Raw genomic sequence first — 16,892 nt, 5'->3', positions numbered from 1 at the left:
ACGCGTAGACTCAGGAGGCTGGCTCGAACTCCGGGTCGTTGCCGAACTCACTGACGCAGCCTGGCATGAGGGTGTTCATCTGGGGGTGCTTATCGTGCGCAATGATGCGGTCTGGTGCTTTGGCGTCAGCACCAAGATGGATGGAATGACCTCCGGTTTCCATTCCCTCGGTGGCAATTCCTATGGCGCAAGCTTCATCGTCGACGATCTGCCCTTATTGTCAGGACAGTATTCGTTCACGGTGGCGCTCATGGATGATCGCAGCCCTCTGATCTACGATACCCGGGCGGGCGTAGCCCCCTTCACCGTCAGACATGCAGGCAAGGAAGTTGGACTGGCGCGAATTTCGCACCGATGGGAGCTGAAATGACGCGTACAGGATTGCACGATATCGCTAAAAAGTGACAAATCGCATTGCCGAAGCGTCGTGCTGCCGCGATTTCTCCTGACTTCACGTACCGTGCATCATTCAATTTGTCTTCGCCCCATGCGCACTCTCCCTGTATCTCCCGACCGCCAGCACTATTTCTGGATTGACGCTCTGCGTGGCATGGCGGCCATCATCGTGCTGATCTCGCATGTCAGCATCTTTGGCCTCTACGGGTACGAGCACACGCTCGCGACATGGCCGCCTACACGACTGCTGTGGGCCGGCCATCAGGCGGTGATCCTGTTCTTCGTCATCAGCGGCTTTGCGTTGTATCTGCAGTTCGATCGGATGGCCGGGATCGATGGACGCTGGCGAAAGTTCGTGCTGATTCGTGTCCTGAGACTCTATCCACCGTATCTGGGTTCGCTGCTGCTTGGACTGTTGGTCCTGAAAGCGCCGATGTTGCTGGGCATTTCCGTGCCGTCTGGCGCACCGGTGATAGCGCACGGCAACCTCACCGCTGAGACGTTGGTCGGACATCTTCTGATGATCATCGACGTTGATACGGGGGCGATCAATCCGCCGATCTGGACCCTCATTTTCGAAATGAGGTTAACCCTGCTCTTTCCGCTGATCCATTTTGCTATCGAACGCGGCGGACACCGATCGCTGGCGGTAATCATTGCATTCTGGATCGCCGGCGTCGGCAGTTTTGCCGCATACGACCTTCACTATTTGCCAAAGCCGGATCAGACGATCTTTATATCGATTCCGTACACCGCCATCTATGGAGGCTACTTCGCCGTTGGCGCCCTGGTGGCAAAACACCGCACGCTCGCCATGGCATGGGTTTCAGCGTTGCGCAAGTCTTTTCTGCAGATACTGCTCGCCATCTCGATCATTGTGTTCTTGTGCGGCCATGGCTATTCCTGGCCAGAATGGGTGCCCGAGAGTCTGAGGCATATCGCAGACGCCTTCGTCGCGGTCGCTTCCGCGTTCTTCGTTGCCGTGGCAATTGCGACGCCGGCGCCGCCGAAGCGCGGCTTGCTCGGCTTTTTCGGCGCCATCTCATACAGCCTCTATTTGGTGCACCAGAGCGCGGTGATCGGCACGATCTCGTTGTTCTTCGGTCGATATCCGGCTCCGCTACTGTGGCTGATCTCGATCTCGGCTGCCGTCGGATTGGCCTGGCTATTCCATGTCGCGATCGAGCGACCCAGCCACGCTGCTTCGCGCATGGTGCGGCGCAAGATCGCCGTCGGGCGGTCCATGCCGCCGGCGTCGGGGTCTCAATCGACGGGATGACGCCAATGACATATCGCGCTTCGGGAAATCCATCTCCATGGCAGCTTGTCTATGAGATGGTGGTGTCCCATCTCTTGCGCACCGGCGAAGTATCCCGCCGCCTGATCGACAGGGCACGGCACAAGATGACTTTGCTTGACGCGATAGGCAGGGTGTTTGGTTTACCTTCGTCTCCGTGCATCTTTTGGCAAAAGTCGGGAATCTACCCGGTTTCGCCGAAAGTTAACAGAGGGGCTGCAAGCTGAGCCTGCGTCGCTTACCGTGGCAGAGCCATCATTTATGCAACAACGTCACATCGAGAACTCGGTATTTTTCCATCAAGCCTGTTTTTGTCGGGATATAAGGAATTTAAATTGCAGAAGCGTGCGTTGATAACAGGCGTAACGGGTCAAGACGGATCATATCTTGCCGAACTGCTGCTGGAAAAAGGATATGAGGTCCACGGCATCAAGCGCCGAGCTTCTTCATTCAATACCCAGCGTGTGGACCACATTTACGAGGATCCACACTTGAGCAATCGCCGTTGCGTCTTGCACTACGGCGATCTGAGTGATTCGTCAAACCTGACCCGCATCATCCAGCGGGTGCAGCCCGATGAGGTATACAACCTTGGTGCTCAGAGCCACGTTGCGGTGAGCTTTGAGACCCCTGAGTACACGGCTGACGTCGATGCTGTTGGCACCTTGCGGTTGCTGGAAGCCATCCGCCTGCTTGGCTTGGAGAAAAAAACCCGGTTCTACCAGGCAAGCACCAGCGAGTTGTACGGATTGGTGCAGGAGACTCCGCAGAAGGAGACGACGCCCTTCCATCCGCGCAGCCCCTACGGCGTTGCGAAGCTCTATGCCTACTGGATCACGGTCAACTACCGCGAGGCCTATGGCATGTACGCCTGTAACGGCATCCTATTCAACCACGAAAGTCCGCGCCGTGGAGAGACCTTTGTGACTCGCAAGATTACCCGCGGACTGACCAACATTGCCCAAGGCCTTGAAAAGTGCCTCTACATGGGCAACATGGACGCCCTGCGCGACTGGGGACACGCCAGGGACTATGTGCGCATGCAGTGGATGATGTTGCAGCAGGAACGTTCGGAAGACTTCGTCATCGCCACTGGCGTGCAACACTCGGTCCGCGAATTCGTCCAGTGGTCGGCCGCCGAACTCGGTATCACCTTGCGCTTCGAAGGCAATGGGGAGGACGAGCGTGCGGTGGTTGTTGCCATTGCCGGTGACAAAGCCCCCGCGCTCAAGCTTGGCGACGTCGTCGTGCAAGTGGACGCGCGTTATTTCCGCCCGGCTGAAGTGGAAACCCTGCTCGGTGACCCCACCAAGGCCAAGCAAAAGCTGGGCTGGGCGCCCGAGATTACCGCACAGCAGATGTGCGCAGAGATGGTGGCCGAAGACCTCAAGGTCGCCCGGCGCCACGCCTTCCTCAAGGCAAATGGGCACGGCGTGCCAGTCTCAGTAGAGAGTTGAGGCGCCGATGAACCTTGACCAGACTATTTTTGTGGCCGGCCACCGGGGCATGGTGGGCTCGGCCATCGTGCGACGCTTGCAGTTGCTGGGCTACAGGCACATCGTCACCGCCGGTCGCGATGAACTCAACCTGCTGGACCCGGTAGCGGTATTGGGATTTTTTCGGAAGAGGGCGATCGACCAGATCTACTTGGCTGCAGCCAAGGTGGGCGGCATCCACGCCAACAATACCTACCCGGCCGAGTTCATCTACGAGAACCTGATGATCGAGGCTAACGTGGTGCACGCCGCGCACGTCAGCGGCGTGCAAGCGCTTCTCTTCCTGGGCTCAAGCTGCATCTACCCCAAGCATGCGGAGCAGCCCATGCGCGAGGATGCGCTTCTGACCGGGCTGCTCGAGCCGACCAATGAACCCTATGCTATCGCCAAGATCGCTGGCATCAAGTTGTGCGAGAGCTACAACCGCCAGTATGGGCGTGACTACCGCTGCGTAATGCCGACCAACCTCTATGGCCCCCTCGACAACTTTCACTCCGAGAACAGCCACGTCATCCCGGCCCTGATACGGCGCTTCCACGAGGCCAAGCAGCGCGGCGCTACCGAAGTGGTGATCTGGGGTAGCGGCAATTCGATGCGCGAGTTTCTACACGTCGACGACATGGCGGCGGCCAGCGTCCACGTGATGGAGTTGCCGTCGGCCGCCTACCAGTCCAATACCCAGCCTATGCTTAGCCACATCAACGTCGGCACGGGCATCGATTGCACCATCCGCGAACTGGCTGAGACGATTGCCAAGGTAACGGGCTTTCGAGGCCGGCTGGTGTTCGATGTCAACAAGCCCGAGGGCTCGCCACGTAAGCTCATGGACGTCCGCCGAATGAAGGCCCTCGGGTGGACGTCCACGATCGAGCTGGAAGAAGGCTTGCGCGATGCCTACACCTGGTATGTCGAAAATGTCGCGGTCAGCTAATACAACGATCGGCCATCGCGTTCTGGCGGCTAGCTCGCTCGACGGTTAGGCATGAGGGACGCCAGGTGACACCGGTGATCAATGCTGATTTTCGGGAATTTATTTCTTTTCCGAATCGGTCGAAGTAGAGGTGACTCGGCCGTAGCTGTCCTCAAAGCGGACGATGTCGTCCTCGCCCAGATAGGCGCCCGACTGGATCTCGATGATTTCCAGCGGCGTCTTGCCCGGATTCTCAAGTCGATGGGTCTGACCCAAGGGGATATACGTGGATTGATTTTCCGTGAGCAGGAAGGTCTCATCTCCGCGCGTGACCTTCGCCGTGCCCGAGACCACCACCCAATGCTCCGCTCGATGATGGTGCATTTGCAGACTAAGGGCGGTGCCGGGATTCACCGAAATCCGTTTGACCTTAAAGCGCTCTCCCGCATCGACGCTATCGTAACTACCCCAGGGGCGGGCCACTCGCCGATGCTGCACCGCCTGGGGAACACCCCCGCGCTCAAGTGCCGCCACCGCCTGCTTGACGTGCTCGCTGAAGTCTTCACTCGCGACGAGCAAAGCGTCCGGCGTATCCACAATCAGCAGGTTCCTGGTGCCGAGTGCCACTACCGGCCGATGCGGCGCATAAATAAAGGTATGTTCGGCATGAAGTCCCAAACCCTTGCCTTGAATCCTGTTCCCGTCTGTATCGGGCGGTGTCAGCTTGGCAACCTCACGCCAATTGCCGACATCGCTCCATTGGCCCTCGAAGCGCACCATGGCCACGTTGCCGTGATGCTCGAGGACAGCATAGTCGATGCTGATGCGAGGACAGGCCTCGAATGCCGAGTGTCCCAGTCGTACAAAGTCATGGTCCCTGTGTTGCAACGCGACGGCACGCTGGCACGCATCCAGGACGTCGGGGCAGTATTGCCTGAGCGCACTCGTCATCGTGGACGCCTTGGCCATAAAGATGCCGGCGTTCCAAAAGTACCCCCCGGCGAACAACATGACTTCCGCATCCTTGGCCGGAGGCTTCTCGATAAATCGGGTCACCGTGCTGACTTCGTCCGTGAGATCGTCGCCTCTCTGAATGTAGCCGTAGGCCGTGCTCGGGTAGTGGGGCGTAACACCAAAAGTCACGATGTAGCCTTCCCGCGCGGGCGTAACGCCCTTTTCATGACGCTGGCGAACAGCATCTCATCGGGGATATGGTGATCCGCCGGCATGAACAGCAGCACGCTGTCCGGATCGGCATTTAGCGCCGCCACCGCAATTGCTGCCGCAGTATCACGCCCTACAGGCTCAAGAATACTCAAGGCGGTGACTGGAGAGGACGCCACCGTTTCCTGCACCAGGAATCGATGTTCCTCGGCGGCCACGATCATCACCGTGTCGGATAACATGCTCGCGCGTTCCAAAGTCATGGCCAGCAGGCTTCGAGGCGGGGCGCCGGATTCTTTGGAAGGTATGAGCGGCGCGAACTGCTTTGGCAACGCCTTTCGCGACAGAGGCCAAAGCCGAGTGCCCGATCCACCGGAAAGAATCACGGGAAGAACCAAATTATTCATTGCCTTGAATTGCCCCGAATTTGATGGAGGCTCCAACGTTTTGAGAGAATGGCGCCATGAGCGAGCAATGCAGGTCTTCCCTGAAATCCGAGAACGCGCTGGTACCTTCGGTCCGTTGATACCAGCATCATACGTAAGTATGGATTCCTTAACAACGGAGCTTCTCGGGCCGACATTCACGAAGTGAACCGGCCCCTAGGGCACTAAGGCCGCGCTGCCGGCAACCACTGGGCATGCCCTAGAATTGCAGCGCCAGACAGGCAGATCAACAGGAGTGGCAATGACGGTGGATGCGAAAGATACGGCTGTACTGCTTTTTTCCTACGGGACGTTGCAAGACAAGGCGGTGCAGATCGCCAACTTCGGCCGCGAACTAGTCGGCCGCCATGACGCCATCCCCGGCTACTCACAGTCGATGGTTGCCATCGATGACCCTGCCGTGGTTGCTACCAGCGGAAAGACGCATCATCCGATTGTCCAACCTAGCCCGGATCCCAACGATGAGGTGGCCGGCATGGTCTTCGAGATCACCGCGCAGGAGCTGGCATCCGCCGATGCCTATGAAGTCGCGGACTACAAGCGCATCGCGGTGACGCTGAAGTCGGGCGTTCAGGCGTGGGTCTACGTCCGGGCCTGAGCTGGCCGCCAGCGCGGCGCGCGCGGGCTTGTGCGGCCGATTGCAGCCGGCGCCATAACCAGGCGGCTAACCGGATCCCGTGGCGTGGGGCGCATCATCTCGATGTCGCCCGCGCCATGGCGGCGTTCCAAGACGCCACGCAGGCGCGGTCAGCTTGCCGGGCGGGATCCGATGCCGCTGCGCACCAGCAGTGGATCTCCCGTCATCTCGCGCAATCGCCGCAGCGCAACACTGATCGATGGCTGGGACTGGCCCAGCAGGATCGCCGTGCGGGAAACGCTGCATTCGGTCAGCAGCGTGTGCAGGACGCGGAGCAACTGGAGGTCGAGCGAGGCTTTGGACATCACGGTCTGGCAAGAATGGTTATCAGGAATACAGGCATTGCCGGGGAATCTGAGCGCGGTATGATCTGCCGATCGGCCACCCGGGCACGACGGGCCTTGACCCACGCGGCCGGGCGATGGCCGCCGACATGACGAGGCGAGAACAAGATGAAAACCAGCGCAAGAAACCAATTGAGCGGCAAGGTCAGCGCAGTCCACAAAGGCGCGGTGAACGACGAGATCGAGCTGGAGATTGCCGGCGGCGTGCGGATCGTGGCGACCATCACCGCCGAGAGCACGAAGCGCCTCGGGCTGGCTGCCGGCAAGGAAGCCGTTGCGCTGATCAAGGCATCGTCCGTGATCGTGGGCGTGCCCGACCCGGACATCCTGCTCTCCGCGCGCAACCAGCTCGCCGGCACGGTATCGGGCATCAAGATCGGCGCGGTGAATGCGGAGGTTTCCATCGGCCTGGCGCAGGGCGGCGAGATCGTGGCCATCATCACCAATGAGAGCGTGACCAGCCTCGGGCTGGTGCAAGGCGGCGCGGCCGTCGCCATCTTCAAGGCCTCCAGCGTCTTGCTGGCCGCGCGCGCATAGGCATGCAAGGGCCAGGGCGCCCACCCGGCGCCTAGCGGGCCGCCGGCGCCGCGAACACTTCCAGGCTGATCAGCTTGGAGACGTAGCGGCCCGCCTTGCCATCGTTGGGGATCACCAGCCTGGCAAAACCGTTGGCGCCCAGTGGCGCACCGTCCATGGCATAGGCGATCAGGTCCGGCTGGTTGCCAAAGCCCGGCTCGACCTCGCCCAACGCGACCAGGGTCTTGTAGCCGTCGCTGCCGGTTGCCACCACATACATCGCCAGCACGTCGTTCTTCACCGCCGGGTTGGTGGCGAGGCCGACCGTGGTGTTCAGGAAATCCCACAAGCTCACGCCCGTGTAGGTGTTGGCGCCCACCGTGCGCGTGACCGCCGGCAGGGCTTTCAGGGCGGTCAGGTCGAAGGTGCCGGGATGCTTGACCGCGCCCGTCACGGTGAGGAGGGTGGACGGCGCGCCGCCCGTGCCCATGGCGGTGGAACCGGACGCGCGCACGTCCAGCCGCAGCAGGCCGGAGACATAGCGGCCGCCCTTGCCGTCGCCTGGCGCGCTCACGCGCAGCAGTCCGTCGGCCACGAGTGGCGTCGCGACGCCATTCACCGTTTCGCTATAGGCGACCTGGCTGGCCCGGTTGCCAAAATCCGGCTTGATCTCGCCCAGCGAGAACACGGCCTTGTACCCATCCGCGCCGGTCGCCAGCACGTACTTGCCGAGCACGTCGTTCTTGACGGCGGCATCTGCCTGGATGCCCATGCCATCGAGCAGGTCCCACAATGCCGTGCCCACATAGGTATGGGTTTGCGCGCCGGAACCGCTTGAGAAGCTGACGGTCTGGGTGGTGGCCGGACGCGCCTGGAGCTGCGCAAGGCTCAGTGTGGCAGGCCGGTCCAGCGCGCCGCCGACCTGGAGTTGGCGCTCCGCTTGCACGGGTGGCGTGACGGGGGCAGCCGCCGTGGCCGGTGTCTCGGCATCGGAGCCGCCGCAGGCCACCAGGAGCAGTGGCACAAAGGCGGCGCCGAGACATACCGACACCGGGCGCTTCATCTTGAACATGTGATCTCCCCCTGTGGCTTATTTCTTTTCGTTATATTCACTCTAACATAACGCTATGCGGATCGCATGGGGCTGCCGGCATAGGCGCTATTGCCTTGCGCGCATATTCCGCTGGGGATTCTGCCGGGGTACCATGCCGCCATGGTCAAACTTGCTCGCTCCCGAACCTCGGTCAGCCCGGATACGCCGCAGGCGCTGTTTCGCATGCGCGTGATGCTGGGCGATACCATCGCCATTGGCCCCGGCAAGATCGCGCTGCTGGAAGCCATCCGCGAATGCGGCTCCATTTCCGCCGCAGCGAAACACCTCGACATGTCCTACAAGCGGGCCTGGGATCTGCTCAATGAGATCAACCGCTCGCTGGCCCGGCCGGCAGTGGATTCCGAGCATGGCGGTGCGCAGGGCGGTGGCACCGTGCTCACGCCGGTGGGCGAGGAAGCGATCCGGCTCTACCGCGCCGCGGAGCTGCGCGCGGCCAAGGCGTGCGAGGCCGAGATCAATGGCCTGATCGCGCTGCTGGCCAAGCCTTGAGCTTGCGGCCTAAGCCTGCCACTGCCGGACCTCGATGCCACTGACCGCCAGCGCCTGGCGCGGGCCAAGCCGGAGGTCGCGCAATGACACCAGGTGGAGCCCGCCGAGGTCGGGATCGAATGCCACGCCGTCCTCTTCGACCACCAGGATCACGCCGCTGCCCACGGCCGTGTTGTGGTACGGGGACAGTGGAAATCCGGCTGCCAGTCAGGGGTGGGGCGGATGCGGCGGCCTGAGGCGTTAGGCGTCACTGGCGCGAACACCACCATGCAAATAAGGACTATCAGCGGTTGGATCCTGGCATTGTTTTCCGCAAGTAGCTTGTCCGCCACGCAGTGCCCGCTCGACGCGCAGTGCGGTCCGCTGGCGCCGGAATTCAAGGTGGCGATGTATGCCTCCATCGTTGCCTTCCCGATGGCTTGCGCGAAGCTGGATCCCGCGAACGCGCCGCGCTACGAGGCCGCCTTGTCGGCGGAGCTTGGCAAGCTGGGCGCCGACGATCAGGCGGCCATGGACGAGGCGAGCCGCGATCCCGCCTTGCCCGCGATGCTGGTCGCCGCGTCGAAGGCGCTTGAGGCGGAGCAATCGCCTGCGCGGCTTCTGCGCAAATGCAGCCGTGCGCTCCGGCGCACGGAAGCGGCGGAGCCCGCAAGCCTGAAGTGAGCGCAGGCAGGAATGCGCGCCATGCTTTGTTACCTCACCCGCCTTGAGTCCCCCACCGCGATGAACAATACTGGCCCGTAGGCCGCTCCGGCGCGAGCGGGCCGGTTTTGTTTTCCGCATGCGCGGAAGTCACTCAAGGAGCGAGCCATGTTGCGCGACAGTCATGCGTTCAGCGGATTCTCGGTCGACGACATCGGCAAGGCCACGAACTTCTATGGCGGTACGCTGGGGCTGGAGGTGTCCGCGAGCGGGGGCTTGCTGACCCTGTACATTGCCGGCGGCAACAACGTGTTGCTTTATCCCAAGCCGAACCACGTACCTGCGACGTTCACCGTGCTGAATTTCCCGGTGAAGAGCGTGGACAAGGCCGTGGAGACGCTCGGCAAGCTCGGCGTGCGCTTCGAGACCTATGACCTGCCCGGGCTGAAGACCGACGAGCGGGGCATCTGCCGCAGCGAGGGCGGCCCCGTCATCGCCTGGTTCAAGGACCCGGCCGGCAATATTCTCTCTGTGCTGGAAGCGACATAAGCGCTTTTAGCCCGGCACGCTGCGGCTCGTGGATCGCTTTATGCATCTACTCAAATCATTTCAATAATTGTTGAAATATTGAAATGATGGCGTTATGATCCGAGCATGAACGCGAACCTCGTCGTGCGCGCCCTTGGCGCCCTTGCCCACGAATCCCGCCTTGCCATCTTCCGCGCGCTGGTGGTGGCCGGCCAGAACGGCATCGCGGCCGGCGACATCGCACAACAGGTCGGCCTTTCGCCGTCCAGCCTGTCGTTTCACCTGAAGGATCTTTCACACGCGGAGTTGGTGACTTCCCGCCAGGATGGCCGCTTCGTGATCTACTCGGCCAACTTCGCGGCAATGAGTGGCCTCGTTGCCTTCCTGACCGAGAACTGCTGTGGTGGGACGGCATGCGAGGTCCCCGCCGCAAGTCAAGCATGAACGTCCAGATCTATCACAACCCCGGTTGCGGCACGTCGCGCAATACACTCGCGCTGATTCGCAACGCCGGGATCGAGCCCGAGGTCATCGAGTACCTGACGCAGCCGCCGCAGCGCGCGGTGCTCAAGGCACTGATTGCCAGCGTGGGGCTGACGGTACGCGAAGCGCTTCGCAAGGAAGGGACACCCAACGCGGAACTCGGCCTGGGCGATCCGGCGCTCACCGCCGACCAGTTACCCGATACCGACGGCCAGAGGATTCGCCGATGACAGACGGACTGCGCAACGTATCGCTGCCACTGCTCGACATACCCACCAATCAGAAGCTGGAGCCGCGCAGCGTTTCGACGCACGCGCCGCGCATACTCCTGCTCTATGGCTCGCTCCGCCCGAACTCGTACAGCCGCCTGCTTACGCACGAAGCCGAACGGATTCTCCGGCACCTCGGCGCGCAAACCAAGGTGTTCGATCCGCACGGCCTGCCTGTCACGGATAGCGTGCCAGCGGATCATCCCAAGGTCGCCGAGCTGCGGGCGCTGTCCGAATGGTCGGAGGGCCAGGTCTGGTGCAGCCCCGAGCGGCACGGCACGCTGACCGCGGTGTTCAAGAACCAGATCGACTGGTTGCCGCTGGAGCTCGGCGGCATCCGTCCCACGCAGGGCCGCACGCTGGCCGTCATGCAGATCTGCGGCGGTTCGCAGTCGTTCAATGCCGTCAACGCGCTGCGTGTGCTCGGGCGCTGGATGCGCATGGTGACGATCCCGAACCAGTCATCCGTGCCGAAGGCCTACCAGGAATTCGACGCCGATGGCCGCATGAAGCCCTCGGCGTTTTATGACCGGGTGGTCGACGTGATGGAGGAACTGGTCAAGTTCACCTTACTGGTGCGCGACCGCTCCGCTTACCTGACGGACCGGTACAGCGAGCGCAAGGAGAGTGCGCCGCCGGTTGCGGCAGCGCTTGCCCAGGCCGCGATGGATCATGAGCGCGCAGCGCAAGCGCCGGAAGGCGACGACGACGGCGACGGCGAAGTCGAGTAGCGTGGCCGATGGCTCTATTGCCGGAATCCAACGACACTATTTTTCACGATGCCAGGACCTGCAAGGACGGCTCCAGCCAGCTCCAGCGTGCTGCCTCGCACTTCGATTTTCACCGGATCGGTCTTCTTCCACTGCTTCTTCGGCACGACCAGCTTCCAGACCGTCTCCTTGTCGGGGCTGCGGAAGAGCGCTACCACGCCGACATATTCGGCATCCGCATGCATCGGCTCGCTCAGGCTCACGCTCGCATCGGGGCGCAAGATGACGTCCTTGGCCGCCAGCAGATCCGGCTTGAGCGATTCGAGATCATCGGCCTGCAGTCGCGCGTAGCTCAGTTGCTCGAAGGCCTGCGGCGTCTTCAACTGGTAGATCCGCACCACCGTCGACAACGATTGTCCGGCGCCGTTTGTATTCAACGACGACCGGCTGGTGAGATCAAGGCTCATGGTCTTGACCTGCGTCGTGAAGGCCCATTTCGCCGCCTCCACTGTGCTGTCCTTTACTGCCTGGCCCACGCCGCAACCGGCTAGTTGGATGGCAACCAGCAGTAGGGCGCCGTTTCGAAGCTGTCGCCTCATCGTATTGATCCTCTTTGTGTAGCCGTAGCGTATTGCTGCGTTTCATTGACAGTGCGGGTTCAGCGTTGCGCCGGTATCCCTGAGTTGTGCCCGCGCCAGTTCCCGAGTTGCACACGGGTGACGGCGTTGCTGGCGCCGGTGGCTTCCGTTTCGTTGGGCTGCCTGAGCTGCGTGGTGTAGCCCAGGCTCACCTGGTCCGAATTCAAGGCCGGCGCCGGCATCAGCGCGGGCCTGACATGCATTTCCAGACGCACGTGCGCTTCATAGCCCAGGTAGAAGCGCAACAGCGCCATCACCTCCCGGTGCAAGGCGCGGCCCGGCATCAGCCCCAGCACCGAGTCGCGTGCCTGCGGTGTGATGACCACGCGTACGGTGTTTGCGCGGTCATGGAAGCCGCGTCCCAGCACACAGTTTTCCCCCAGCGGCATCCGCTCGGTGGCATCAAGGCGCACCCACACGGGGTGGAACTCCTCCACCGTGATGTGCGCGTCCGGCACGGCATGCTGCAGCACGCCGGCGAGGCCTTCGGCGGTACGTGTACGCTGGCAGGCCAGCCCTAGCATCGACAACAACTTCCGTGTGCCGACTGTCTCTTCGGTCCGCGTCTGTCCGGCACCCGGCCTGCCGATGCCCAGCCCGAGCAGGCTCAGCAGATAGCGCGAGACCTTATCCTGTCCGCCCCGCCGGAAACCCACGGGATAACGGTACTTGCGCGCGACACGGTAGAACTGCGTGACGATGCGGTGGTGAAACAGGTCCAGAAAGGCCGCCAGCGGCTCTGCCCCGTCGCGACGCTGGGCAATCTCGTCCACGAAGTAGGAGGGCATGCGCGCGTCCACGCCATACAGGCCAAGGAAGGTTGTCCGCACGGCGGGCGGCCGGTCGGGGTGGTCGCTGTTCCACTCCACCGAGTCGATCTCCCGCACGGGAAAGCCCAACCGCCCATGCGAGCGAAACCGCACTGGCTCGCTGGCTGGAGAATCGGTGGTGCCCAATGGCGGTTGCTGTGGCGCGGCCAGTTCGATCAGCTCGCAGAGCCGGAAGAAGTTCATCTGCGGCGCATGGGCGAGCAGCGCCGGCAGCAATGCGCGCTCCTGCGCCTGCGTTGCTGGCAGCTTCGGCGAGCTCAAAACGGTGCCCCCTCGGCCTTGCTGTCGGGCCATGCGAGCCGCTTGCCGCTTGGCTGCGACACGATCACCAGCCGGGTATACAGGTTCAGCGTGGCATAGAGCGACAGGAAGCGGTTGAGCATCTCGCCGAAGAGTTCGACGTCGCCCTCGCCGGCAAAGCGGGTGCTGTCCAGCGATACCTCGATCTCCACGCCGCGCAGCAGGCCGCCCTTGACGAGCTTTTGCAGGGGCCGGTGCCGCACGTCCGTGATGGCGTCGATGCGCCGGCGGTTCATCTCGCCTTCCGTCCAGTCGTAAAGGGCGAGACTGCCGCGCAGGACCTCGGCATCGAGCAGCGACAGGTAGTTTGGCGCCAGGTGCGACAGCACGCGCCATTGGAAGCGGTCGGCGGTGGGCGGGTAGACCGGCAGGGTCGGCGCCGTCAGGTTGCGCACTGTGTCGATATTGCTGAAACCTTCTCGCATGCGGGTAATGCCGGCCTCGCGCAGCCCCTTGCGCGGGAGCATGCCGTTGGTGCCGGTGACCGACAGCGACAGTGTCTCCTGCGGCAGGGTCTGTTGCTGCTCCCAGGCATGGCCACCCAGCACCAGCCAGGTGTCGAACTTTCCCGACGGACCGCGGCGCATCCGGGTGTGGAAGTAGCGCTCGGGCATCTCATGGCGCAGCATGCCGCCGCGGTGGCGGAAGGCCGCGAACGGCGCGTACTCGAAGCGCTCGCCGCTCGCTGCCTCGAAACCCCGCACGGTGTCGACCGAGTACGCTTCGACATGCTGCCCGTGTTGCTCCGTTGCCCGCACCCGGTACTCGGTCTCGAAGTGCGTGGCAGTGATCGGGTCGGCCTCCAACTCGAACAGGTTGATGATGGGGGTGCAGAAGAGCCGCACGTTCTCGGCCGAGAAGCGCATGTCATCGGGAAACGGCCTGGCCAGCACCACCTCCACGTCGAAGTGCGCGGCGTCCGGGGGAATGACGGCCATGTCCAGCCCCACCAGGTCGACGAACATGAACTTCTCGGGGAAGGTGAAGTACTCCAGCAGCAACTGGTAGCCGCCGAAGGCATTGTCCGGCTTCGGCCACAGGCGCGCCGCTGCGTCGAATCCGGCCGGCTCCAGCACCAGGCCGGGCATGGCCTGTGGCACGCCCGGGCGTTCAGCCGGGTAGCCGGGGATTCGCACCTGCATCGCCTGCGGCTGGGCGGTGAGCGCGGCATACAGCGCCAGCGCCAATGGGCGGTCGGCATGGAGGTAGAGCCGCAGGCGCGGCACGGCCAGTTGCTTGCGCAGTGCCTGCGCCTGTAGTTCGAGCCTTAGCCGGATCACCGAGCGGCCATCCTCGCGCGCGTAGGTATTGGCCTCGGTCAGGCGCAGCGGGTACAAGTCGACCGCTTGCGTGGTCCGGTAGATGCACTCGACGCTTTCGCCATTGCTGGCTGCCTGGGTGCCAAGCGGCACCGGGTCGGACAGCACCTCCAGTCCGGCCTGCAGGGTTTCGTGGCGTTGCAAGCCTCCGGCGGACGGAGTGAGTTCGAGAATCGACAGCGACGGAATCATGCGCAGGTAGTGCGGCCATAGCATGCTGACCAGTCCTTCGGTCAGCTCCGGCAGTTCGTCGTCGAGCTTGTGGCGCAGGCGCCCCATCAGGAAGGCAAAGCCCTCGAACAGGCGTTCGACGTGCGGGTCGCGCTCGCCAATGCGGTCGATGTTGAGCATACGCGCACGGTCCGGATACGCCTGGGCGAACTCCTTGCCGGCCTCGCGCAGGTACCGCATCTCGGCTTCGTAGTAGCGCAGGATCTCGTTGTCTTGGGTCGGATGGGTCATGAGGCAGTCGGTTGGTTCGCCGGCTAGGCGATGGTCACGGCGCGGGCCGGGTCAATGACGGTCAGATCGCCGGCCAGGGCTTCGATACGGAGGGCAAGGGCGGCCTTGTCCGCATCCTTGCGCGTCATGCGGGTCCTGAGCAGCCGCAGCAGCTGTTGCTTGGCCTCGAACGCGAGCGAGGGTTCCCAGGCAGCCAGCTGAAAGCGTTGCGCGTTCACCTCGAGGCCGCTCAGCAAGTGCAACGCTGTGTCCGCCCGGTCGGCACGCTCCGCGACGCGCGCCATCACCAGTTGCCGCACGAAGCGGTCGCGCTCGCCGTCCGGCGCCGGCAGGCCTTGCAACCAGGTGAATGCGGCATCGAGGCTCTGTTGGGCGGCGAGCTCCGCCGCCTGGGCTTCCGTCTCTGCCCAGTCGGTGCTGGCTGACGCGACCGATACAGGCGCCACGGGCTCGCCGCGCTCGATATCGCGTACCGTGGCATGGCGCGCAATCCACTCCAGCGTGGTGTCATCCGCAAACGGCGTGCCGTCCGTGAAAGCCAGTTGAGCGAGACCGGGCAGGCGTTCGAGCATCAGCGCGCAGTCGGTGGCGAGCAGGTCGCGCGCGCGGGCATACTCGCCGCCCGCCTGATCCTGGGCGGTGAAGGCGTAGTACTGCAAGTCCAGCCAGAAATGATTCGCGCCTTCGGCGAAGGCCTGCTCGACGCGGTCGAGGAGTTCCGGCCACTGTTTTTGCAGCGTCAGGCGCCTGAGCTGGGCACGCAGTTCGGCGCGTGGCGCCACCAGGCGCGTCTTGCCACTGTGTTCGTGCGGCGGGACCTCGGTCAGCGTATCCCATCGCACGCAGCGCATCAGGCGGTAGGCGGCGAGATAGCCGTGGGCCTGCTCGCGCAGGAACAGCGCCATCTGGCGCGCCCGGTCGAGCAGGTCGCGCGCGGAGCCGACCTCGCCCGCCGCTGGCAAGGCCGGGGCGGGGTGCGGTCTGGATGGCTCGTCCCGGCCAGTACTGCCGGTGGTCAACGGGGACTCGACGCGGCCCTCGAACCGGCGGAAGAGTCCGTCCAGCGCCGGACGTGCCGCCTCCGGCCATGACGCGGTGCGCTCCAGGATCAGCGCAAGCGCCGACAGCGTGCGCTCCAGGTGTGCCCCGGTCAGGCCTTGAACCCGGTCGAGCCGGTCTGTGAAGGTCGCACCGGCCAGCCATTCGAGTGCGGCCTTGCGGCTCTCGGCACGAGCGGGCAGCAACTGGGCGCCAAAGCGGTCCATCAGCGCCGACAGTAATTCGAAGCCAGCGGCAATCCCTTCGGCGCCATCGCGCCGCATGCGCCCGTAGACGTAGTACACCGCCAGGCGCACGTCCTTGGCGGTCTGCTTGAGCAGCCGTTCGGCGGAGTCGACGATCAACGTATCGTTGATGTCGGACAGTTTGGCGACCTCGTCCTTGATGGCAAGGAAGTCGTCGTCGTAGCCCGGATCGTCACCGGCGGGAACGTCGGGACGGATGGGTTGCAGCCATGGCTCCCAGCGCGCCTGGGTCGAGCGGGCGAGATCCGCAGGGGCGCGCGAGCCGAACAGCGCGCTGAGGAGGTTGTTGAGCATGGTTTTTTCTCTACTTACGCGGGCCTGGAGTGGCCTGTGCCGCGACCCGCGGCTCGCGGCCCACAAAGATGCGCGATGGCAGCACGAAGCCCCGCAACGCCAGCATCTCCAGCGGGCCCTGGCCGACCTCGGTACGCATCAGGTAGCGCACCGGATAGGTCAGGTCCGCCGCCACAGGAGCCCTGGCGCTGCGCGCGGTCAGGCGGTCGGGATCTTCGGCGAGGGTCTGGCCATGCCCATCGGCCGGTGCTTCTAGCCCTTTTGATCCTTCTGACCCTTCCGGCCTCGCTTGCCACGTCAACTG

Annotated in this window: 19 protein-coding genes and 2 pseudogenes; 12 read left to right on the top strand and 9 right to left on the bottom strand. The window is 63.3% G+C overall.

Going from position 1 to position 16,892, the window contains the following annotated elements:
• From OR16_RS37325 to fcl, 4 genes are all read left to right on the top strand, one after another.
• The coding region (locus OR16_RS37325) for a Wzt carbohydrate-binding domain-containing protein (RefSeq protein ID WP_006164301.1) at positions 1 to 370 on the top strand (370 nt) is incomplete at its 5' end.
• 117 nt (positions 371 to 487) lie between these two features.
• A complete protein-coding gene (locus OR16_RS37320; protein WP_081489004.1) occupies positions 488 to 1,675 on the top strand; it encodes an acyltransferase family protein in 1,188 nt (395 codons plus the stop codon).
• A 353-nt stretch (positions 1,676 to 2,028) separates the two neighbouring features.
• Positions 2,029 to 3,150 carry a GDP-mannose 4,6-dehydratase gene (gmd, locus tag OR16_RS37315; RefSeq protein ID WP_043422707.1) on the top strand — a complete coding sequence of 374 codons (1,122 nt, stop codon included), beginning with the start codon at positions 2,029 to 2,031 and terminating at the stop codon, positions 3,148 to 3,150.
• A gap of 7 nt (positions 3,151 to 3,157) precedes the next feature.
• Complete coding sequence (gene fcl, locus OR16_RS37310) at positions 3,158 to 4,120, top strand: GDP-L-fucose synthase (RefSeq protein ID WP_006164295.1); 963 nt, start codon at positions 3,158 to 3,160, stop codon at positions 4,118 to 4,120.
• Positions 4,121 to 4,219: 99 nt separating this feature from the next.
• On the opposite strand, the gene OR16_RS37305 is transcribed toward fcl, so the two are convergent.
• On the bottom strand, positions 4,220 to 5,242 hold the full coding sequence (locus tag OR16_RS37305) for a mannose-1-phosphate guanylyltransferase/mannose-6-phosphate isomerase (protein WP_337459906.1): 1,023 nt from the start codon (positions 5,240 to 5,242) through the stop codon (positions 4,220 to 4,222).
• On the bottom strand, positions 5,239 to 5,670 hold the full coding sequence (locus OR16_RS47970) for a sugar phosphate nucleotidyltransferase (RefSeq protein ID WP_337459905.1): 432 nt from the start codon (positions 5,668 to 5,670) through the stop codon (positions 5,239 to 5,241). Before OR16_RS47970 ends, OR16_RS37305 begins: the two co-directional genes overlap by 4 nt.
• 280 nt (positions 5,671 to 5,950) lie before the next feature.
• Between OR16_RS47970 and OR16_RS37300 the strand changes: the two genes are divergently transcribed.
• The gene (locus OR16_RS37300; protein WP_006164293.1) at positions 5,951 to 6,307 is read left to right on the top strand and encodes a gamma-glutamylcyclotransferase family protein; all 357 of its coding nucleotides are present in this window, start codon (positions 5,951 to 5,953) and stop codon (positions 6,305 to 6,307) included.
• A gap of 158 nt (positions 6,308 to 6,465) precedes the next feature.
• Here the strand turns inward: OR16_RS37300 and OR16_RS37295 are convergent.
• Positions 6,466 to 6,651: pseudogene (locus tag OR16_RS37295) on the bottom strand (helix-turn-helix domain-containing protein); the annotation flags it as partial.
• A gap of 147 nt (positions 6,652 to 6,798) precedes the next feature.
• Between OR16_RS37295 and OR16_RS37290 the strand changes: the two are divergent.
• Entirely contained in the window at positions 6,799 to 7,227 is a 429-nt protein-coding gene (locus tag OR16_RS37290) for a TOBE domain-containing protein (protein WP_006164289.1), read from the top strand.
• Positions 7,228 to 7,258: 31 nt separating this feature from the next.
• Here the strand turns inward: OR16_RS37290 and OR16_RS37285 are convergent, their stop codons facing one another.
• Positions 7,259 to 8,278, bottom strand: a complete 1,020-nt coding sequence (locus OR16_RS37285; RefSeq protein WP_006164288.1) for a hypothetical protein — start codon at positions 8,276 to 8,278, stop codon at positions 7,259 to 7,261.
• A gap of 204 nt (positions 8,279 to 8,482) precedes the next feature.
• On the opposite strand from OR16_RS37285, the gene OR16_RS37280 reads away from it, so the two are divergent.
• The 6 genes and pseudogenes from OR16_RS37280 (at position 8,483) to arsH (ending at position 11,462) form a co-directional block, all read left to right on the top strand.
• Positions 8,483 to 8,809 (top strand): winged helix-turn-helix domain-containing protein, encoded by a 327-nt coding sequence (locus tag OR16_RS37280; RefSeq protein ID WP_043422705.1) that lies wholly within the window; start codon positions 8,483 to 8,485, stop codon positions 8,807 to 8,809.
• A gap of 93 nt (positions 8,810 to 8,902) precedes the next feature.
• The gene (locus OR16_RS43860) at positions 8,903 to 9,472 is read left to right on the top strand and encodes a hypothetical protein (protein WP_141639970.1); all 570 of its coding nucleotides are present in this window, start codon (positions 8,903 to 8,905) and stop codon (positions 9,470 to 9,472) included.
• 147 nt (positions 9,473 to 9,619) lie between these two features.
• Positions 9,620 to 10,000 (top strand): VOC family protein, encoded by a 381-nt coding sequence (locus OR16_RS37270; RefSeq protein WP_006164282.1) that lies wholly within the window; start codon positions 9,620 to 9,622, stop codon positions 9,998 to 10,000.
• Positions 10,001 to 10,105: 105 nt separating this feature from the next.
• Positions 10,106 to 10,423 carry an ArsR/SmtB family transcription factor gene (locus OR16_RS37265; protein WP_006164279.1) on the top strand — a complete coding sequence of 106 codons (318 nt, stop codon included), beginning with the start codon at positions 10,106 to 10,108 and terminating at the stop codon, positions 10,421 to 10,423.
• Positions 10,420 to 10,665: pseudogene (locus tag OR16_RS37260) on the top strand (ArsC/Spx/MgsR family protein); the annotation flags it as partial. The gene OR16_RS37265 and the pseudogene OR16_RS37260, both read left to right, overlap by 4 nt.
• Before the next feature lie 23 nt (positions 10,666 to 10,688).
• On the top strand, positions 10,689 to 11,462 hold the full coding sequence (gene arsH, locus OR16_RS37255; RefSeq protein WP_006164276.1) for an arsenical resistance protein ArsH: 774 nt from the start codon (positions 10,689 to 10,691) through the stop codon (positions 11,460 to 11,462).
• 14 nt (positions 11,463 to 11,476) lie between these two features.
• Here arsH and tssJ read toward each other — a convergent pair whose 3' ends face one another.
• From tssJ to OR16_RS37230, 5 genes are all read right to left on the bottom strand, one after another.
• Positions 11,477 to 12,040 carry a type VI secretion system lipoprotein TssJ gene (gene tssJ / locus OR16_RS37250; RefSeq protein ID WP_050983233.1) on the bottom strand — a complete coding sequence of 188 codons (564 nt, stop codon included), beginning with the start codon at positions 12,038 to 12,040 and terminating at the stop codon, positions 11,477 to 11,479.
• A gap of 59 nt (positions 12,041 to 12,099) precedes the next feature.
• On the bottom strand, positions 12,100 to 13,092 hold the full coding sequence (gene tssG / locus OR16_RS37245; protein ID WP_043422712.1) for a type VI secretion system baseplate subunit TssG: 993 nt from the start codon (positions 13,090 to 13,092) through the stop codon (positions 12,100 to 12,102).
• Between the two features lie 74 nt (positions 13,093 to 13,166).
• On the bottom strand, positions 13,167 to 14,990 hold the full coding sequence (gene tssF / locus OR16_RS37240) for a type VI secretion system baseplate subunit TssF (protein ID WP_006164273.1): 1,824 nt from the start codon (positions 14,988 to 14,990) through the stop codon (positions 13,167 to 13,169).
• A 23-nt stretch (positions 14,991 to 15,013) separates the two neighbouring features.
• Positions 15,014 to 16,588 carry a type VI secretion system protein TssA gene (gene tssA, locus OR16_RS37235; protein ID WP_006164272.1) on the bottom strand — a complete coding sequence of 525 codons (1,575 nt, stop codon included), beginning with the start codon at positions 16,586 to 16,588 and terminating at the stop codon, positions 15,014 to 15,016.
• Positions 16,589 to 16,598: 10 nt separating this feature from the next.
• Positions 16,599 to 16,892: hypothetical protein (locus tag OR16_RS37230; protein WP_006164270.1), on the bottom strand; the 294-nt coding region annotated here is incomplete at its 5' end.

Origin of the sequence: Cupriavidus basilensis OR16, assembly GCF_000243095.1 — a bacterium.
Taxonomy (GTDB): Bacteria; Pseudomonadota; Gammaproteobacteria; order Burkholderiales; family Burkholderiaceae; genus Cupriavidus; species Cupriavidus basilensis_D.
Note: the sequence above shows the minus strand (reverse complement) of the source record. Positions and strands in the feature narration are given on the sequence as shown.

What these genes read in the sequence shown, in the direction of transcription:
- OR16_RS37300 (WP_006164293.1), top strand. Translation starts at nt 5,951, where the DNA reads ATGACGGTGGATGCGAAAGATACGGCTGTACTGCTTTTTTCCTACGGG.
- OR16_RS37285 (WP_006164288.1), bottom strand. Translation starts at nt 8,278, where the DNA reads ATGTTCAAGATGAAGCGCCCGGTGTCGGTATGTCTCGGCGCCGCCTTT.
- OR16_RS37270 (WP_006164282.1), top strand. Translation starts at nt 9,620, where the DNA reads ATGTTGCGCGACAGTCATGCGTTCAGCGGATTCTCGGTCGACGACATC.
- tssF (WP_006164273.1), bottom strand. Translation starts at nt 14,990, where the DNA reads ATGACCCATCCGACCCAAGACAACGAGATCCTGCGCTACTACGAAGCC.
- tssA (WP_006164272.1), bottom strand. Translation starts at nt 16,588, where the DNA reads ATGCTCAACAACCTCCTCAGCGCGCTGTTCGGCTCGCGCGCCCCTGCG.
- tssG (WP_043422712.1), bottom strand. Translation starts at nt 13,092, where the DNA reads ATGAACTTCTTCCGGCTCTGCGAGCTGATCGAACTGGCCGCGCCACAG.
- OR16_RS37290 (WP_006164289.1), top strand. Translation starts at nt 6,799, where the DNA reads ATGAAAACCAGCGCAAGAAACCAATTGAGCGGCAAGGTCAGCGCAGTC.
- tssJ (WP_050983233.1), bottom strand. Translation starts at nt 12,040, where the DNA reads ATGAGGCGACAGCTTCGAAACGGCGCCCTACTGCTGGTTGCCATCCAA.
- OR16_RS47970 (WP_337459905.1), bottom strand. Translation starts at nt 5,670, where the DNA reads ATGAATAATTTGGTTCTTCCCGTGATTCTTTCCGGTGGATCGGGCACT.
- fcl (WP_006164295.1), top strand. Translation starts at nt 3,158, where the DNA reads ATGAACCTTGACCAGACTATTTTTGTGGCCGGCCACCGGGGCATGGTG.
- OR16_RS37320 (WP_081489004.1), top strand. Translation starts at nt 488, where the DNA reads ATGCGCACTCTCCCTGTATCTCCCGACCGCCAGCACTATTTCTGGATT.
- OR16_RS37265 (WP_006164279.1), top strand. Translation starts at nt 10,106, where the DNA reads ATGAACGCGAACCTCGTCGTGCGCGCCCTTGGCGCCCTTGCCCACGAA.
- arsH (WP_006164276.1), top strand. Translation starts at nt 10,689, where the DNA reads ATGACAGACGGACTGCGCAACGTATCGCTGCCACTGCTCGACATACCC.
- OR16_RS37280 (WP_043422705.1), top strand. Translation starts at nt 8,483, where the DNA reads ATGCGCGTGATGCTGGGCGATACCATCGCCATTGGCCCCGGCAAGATC.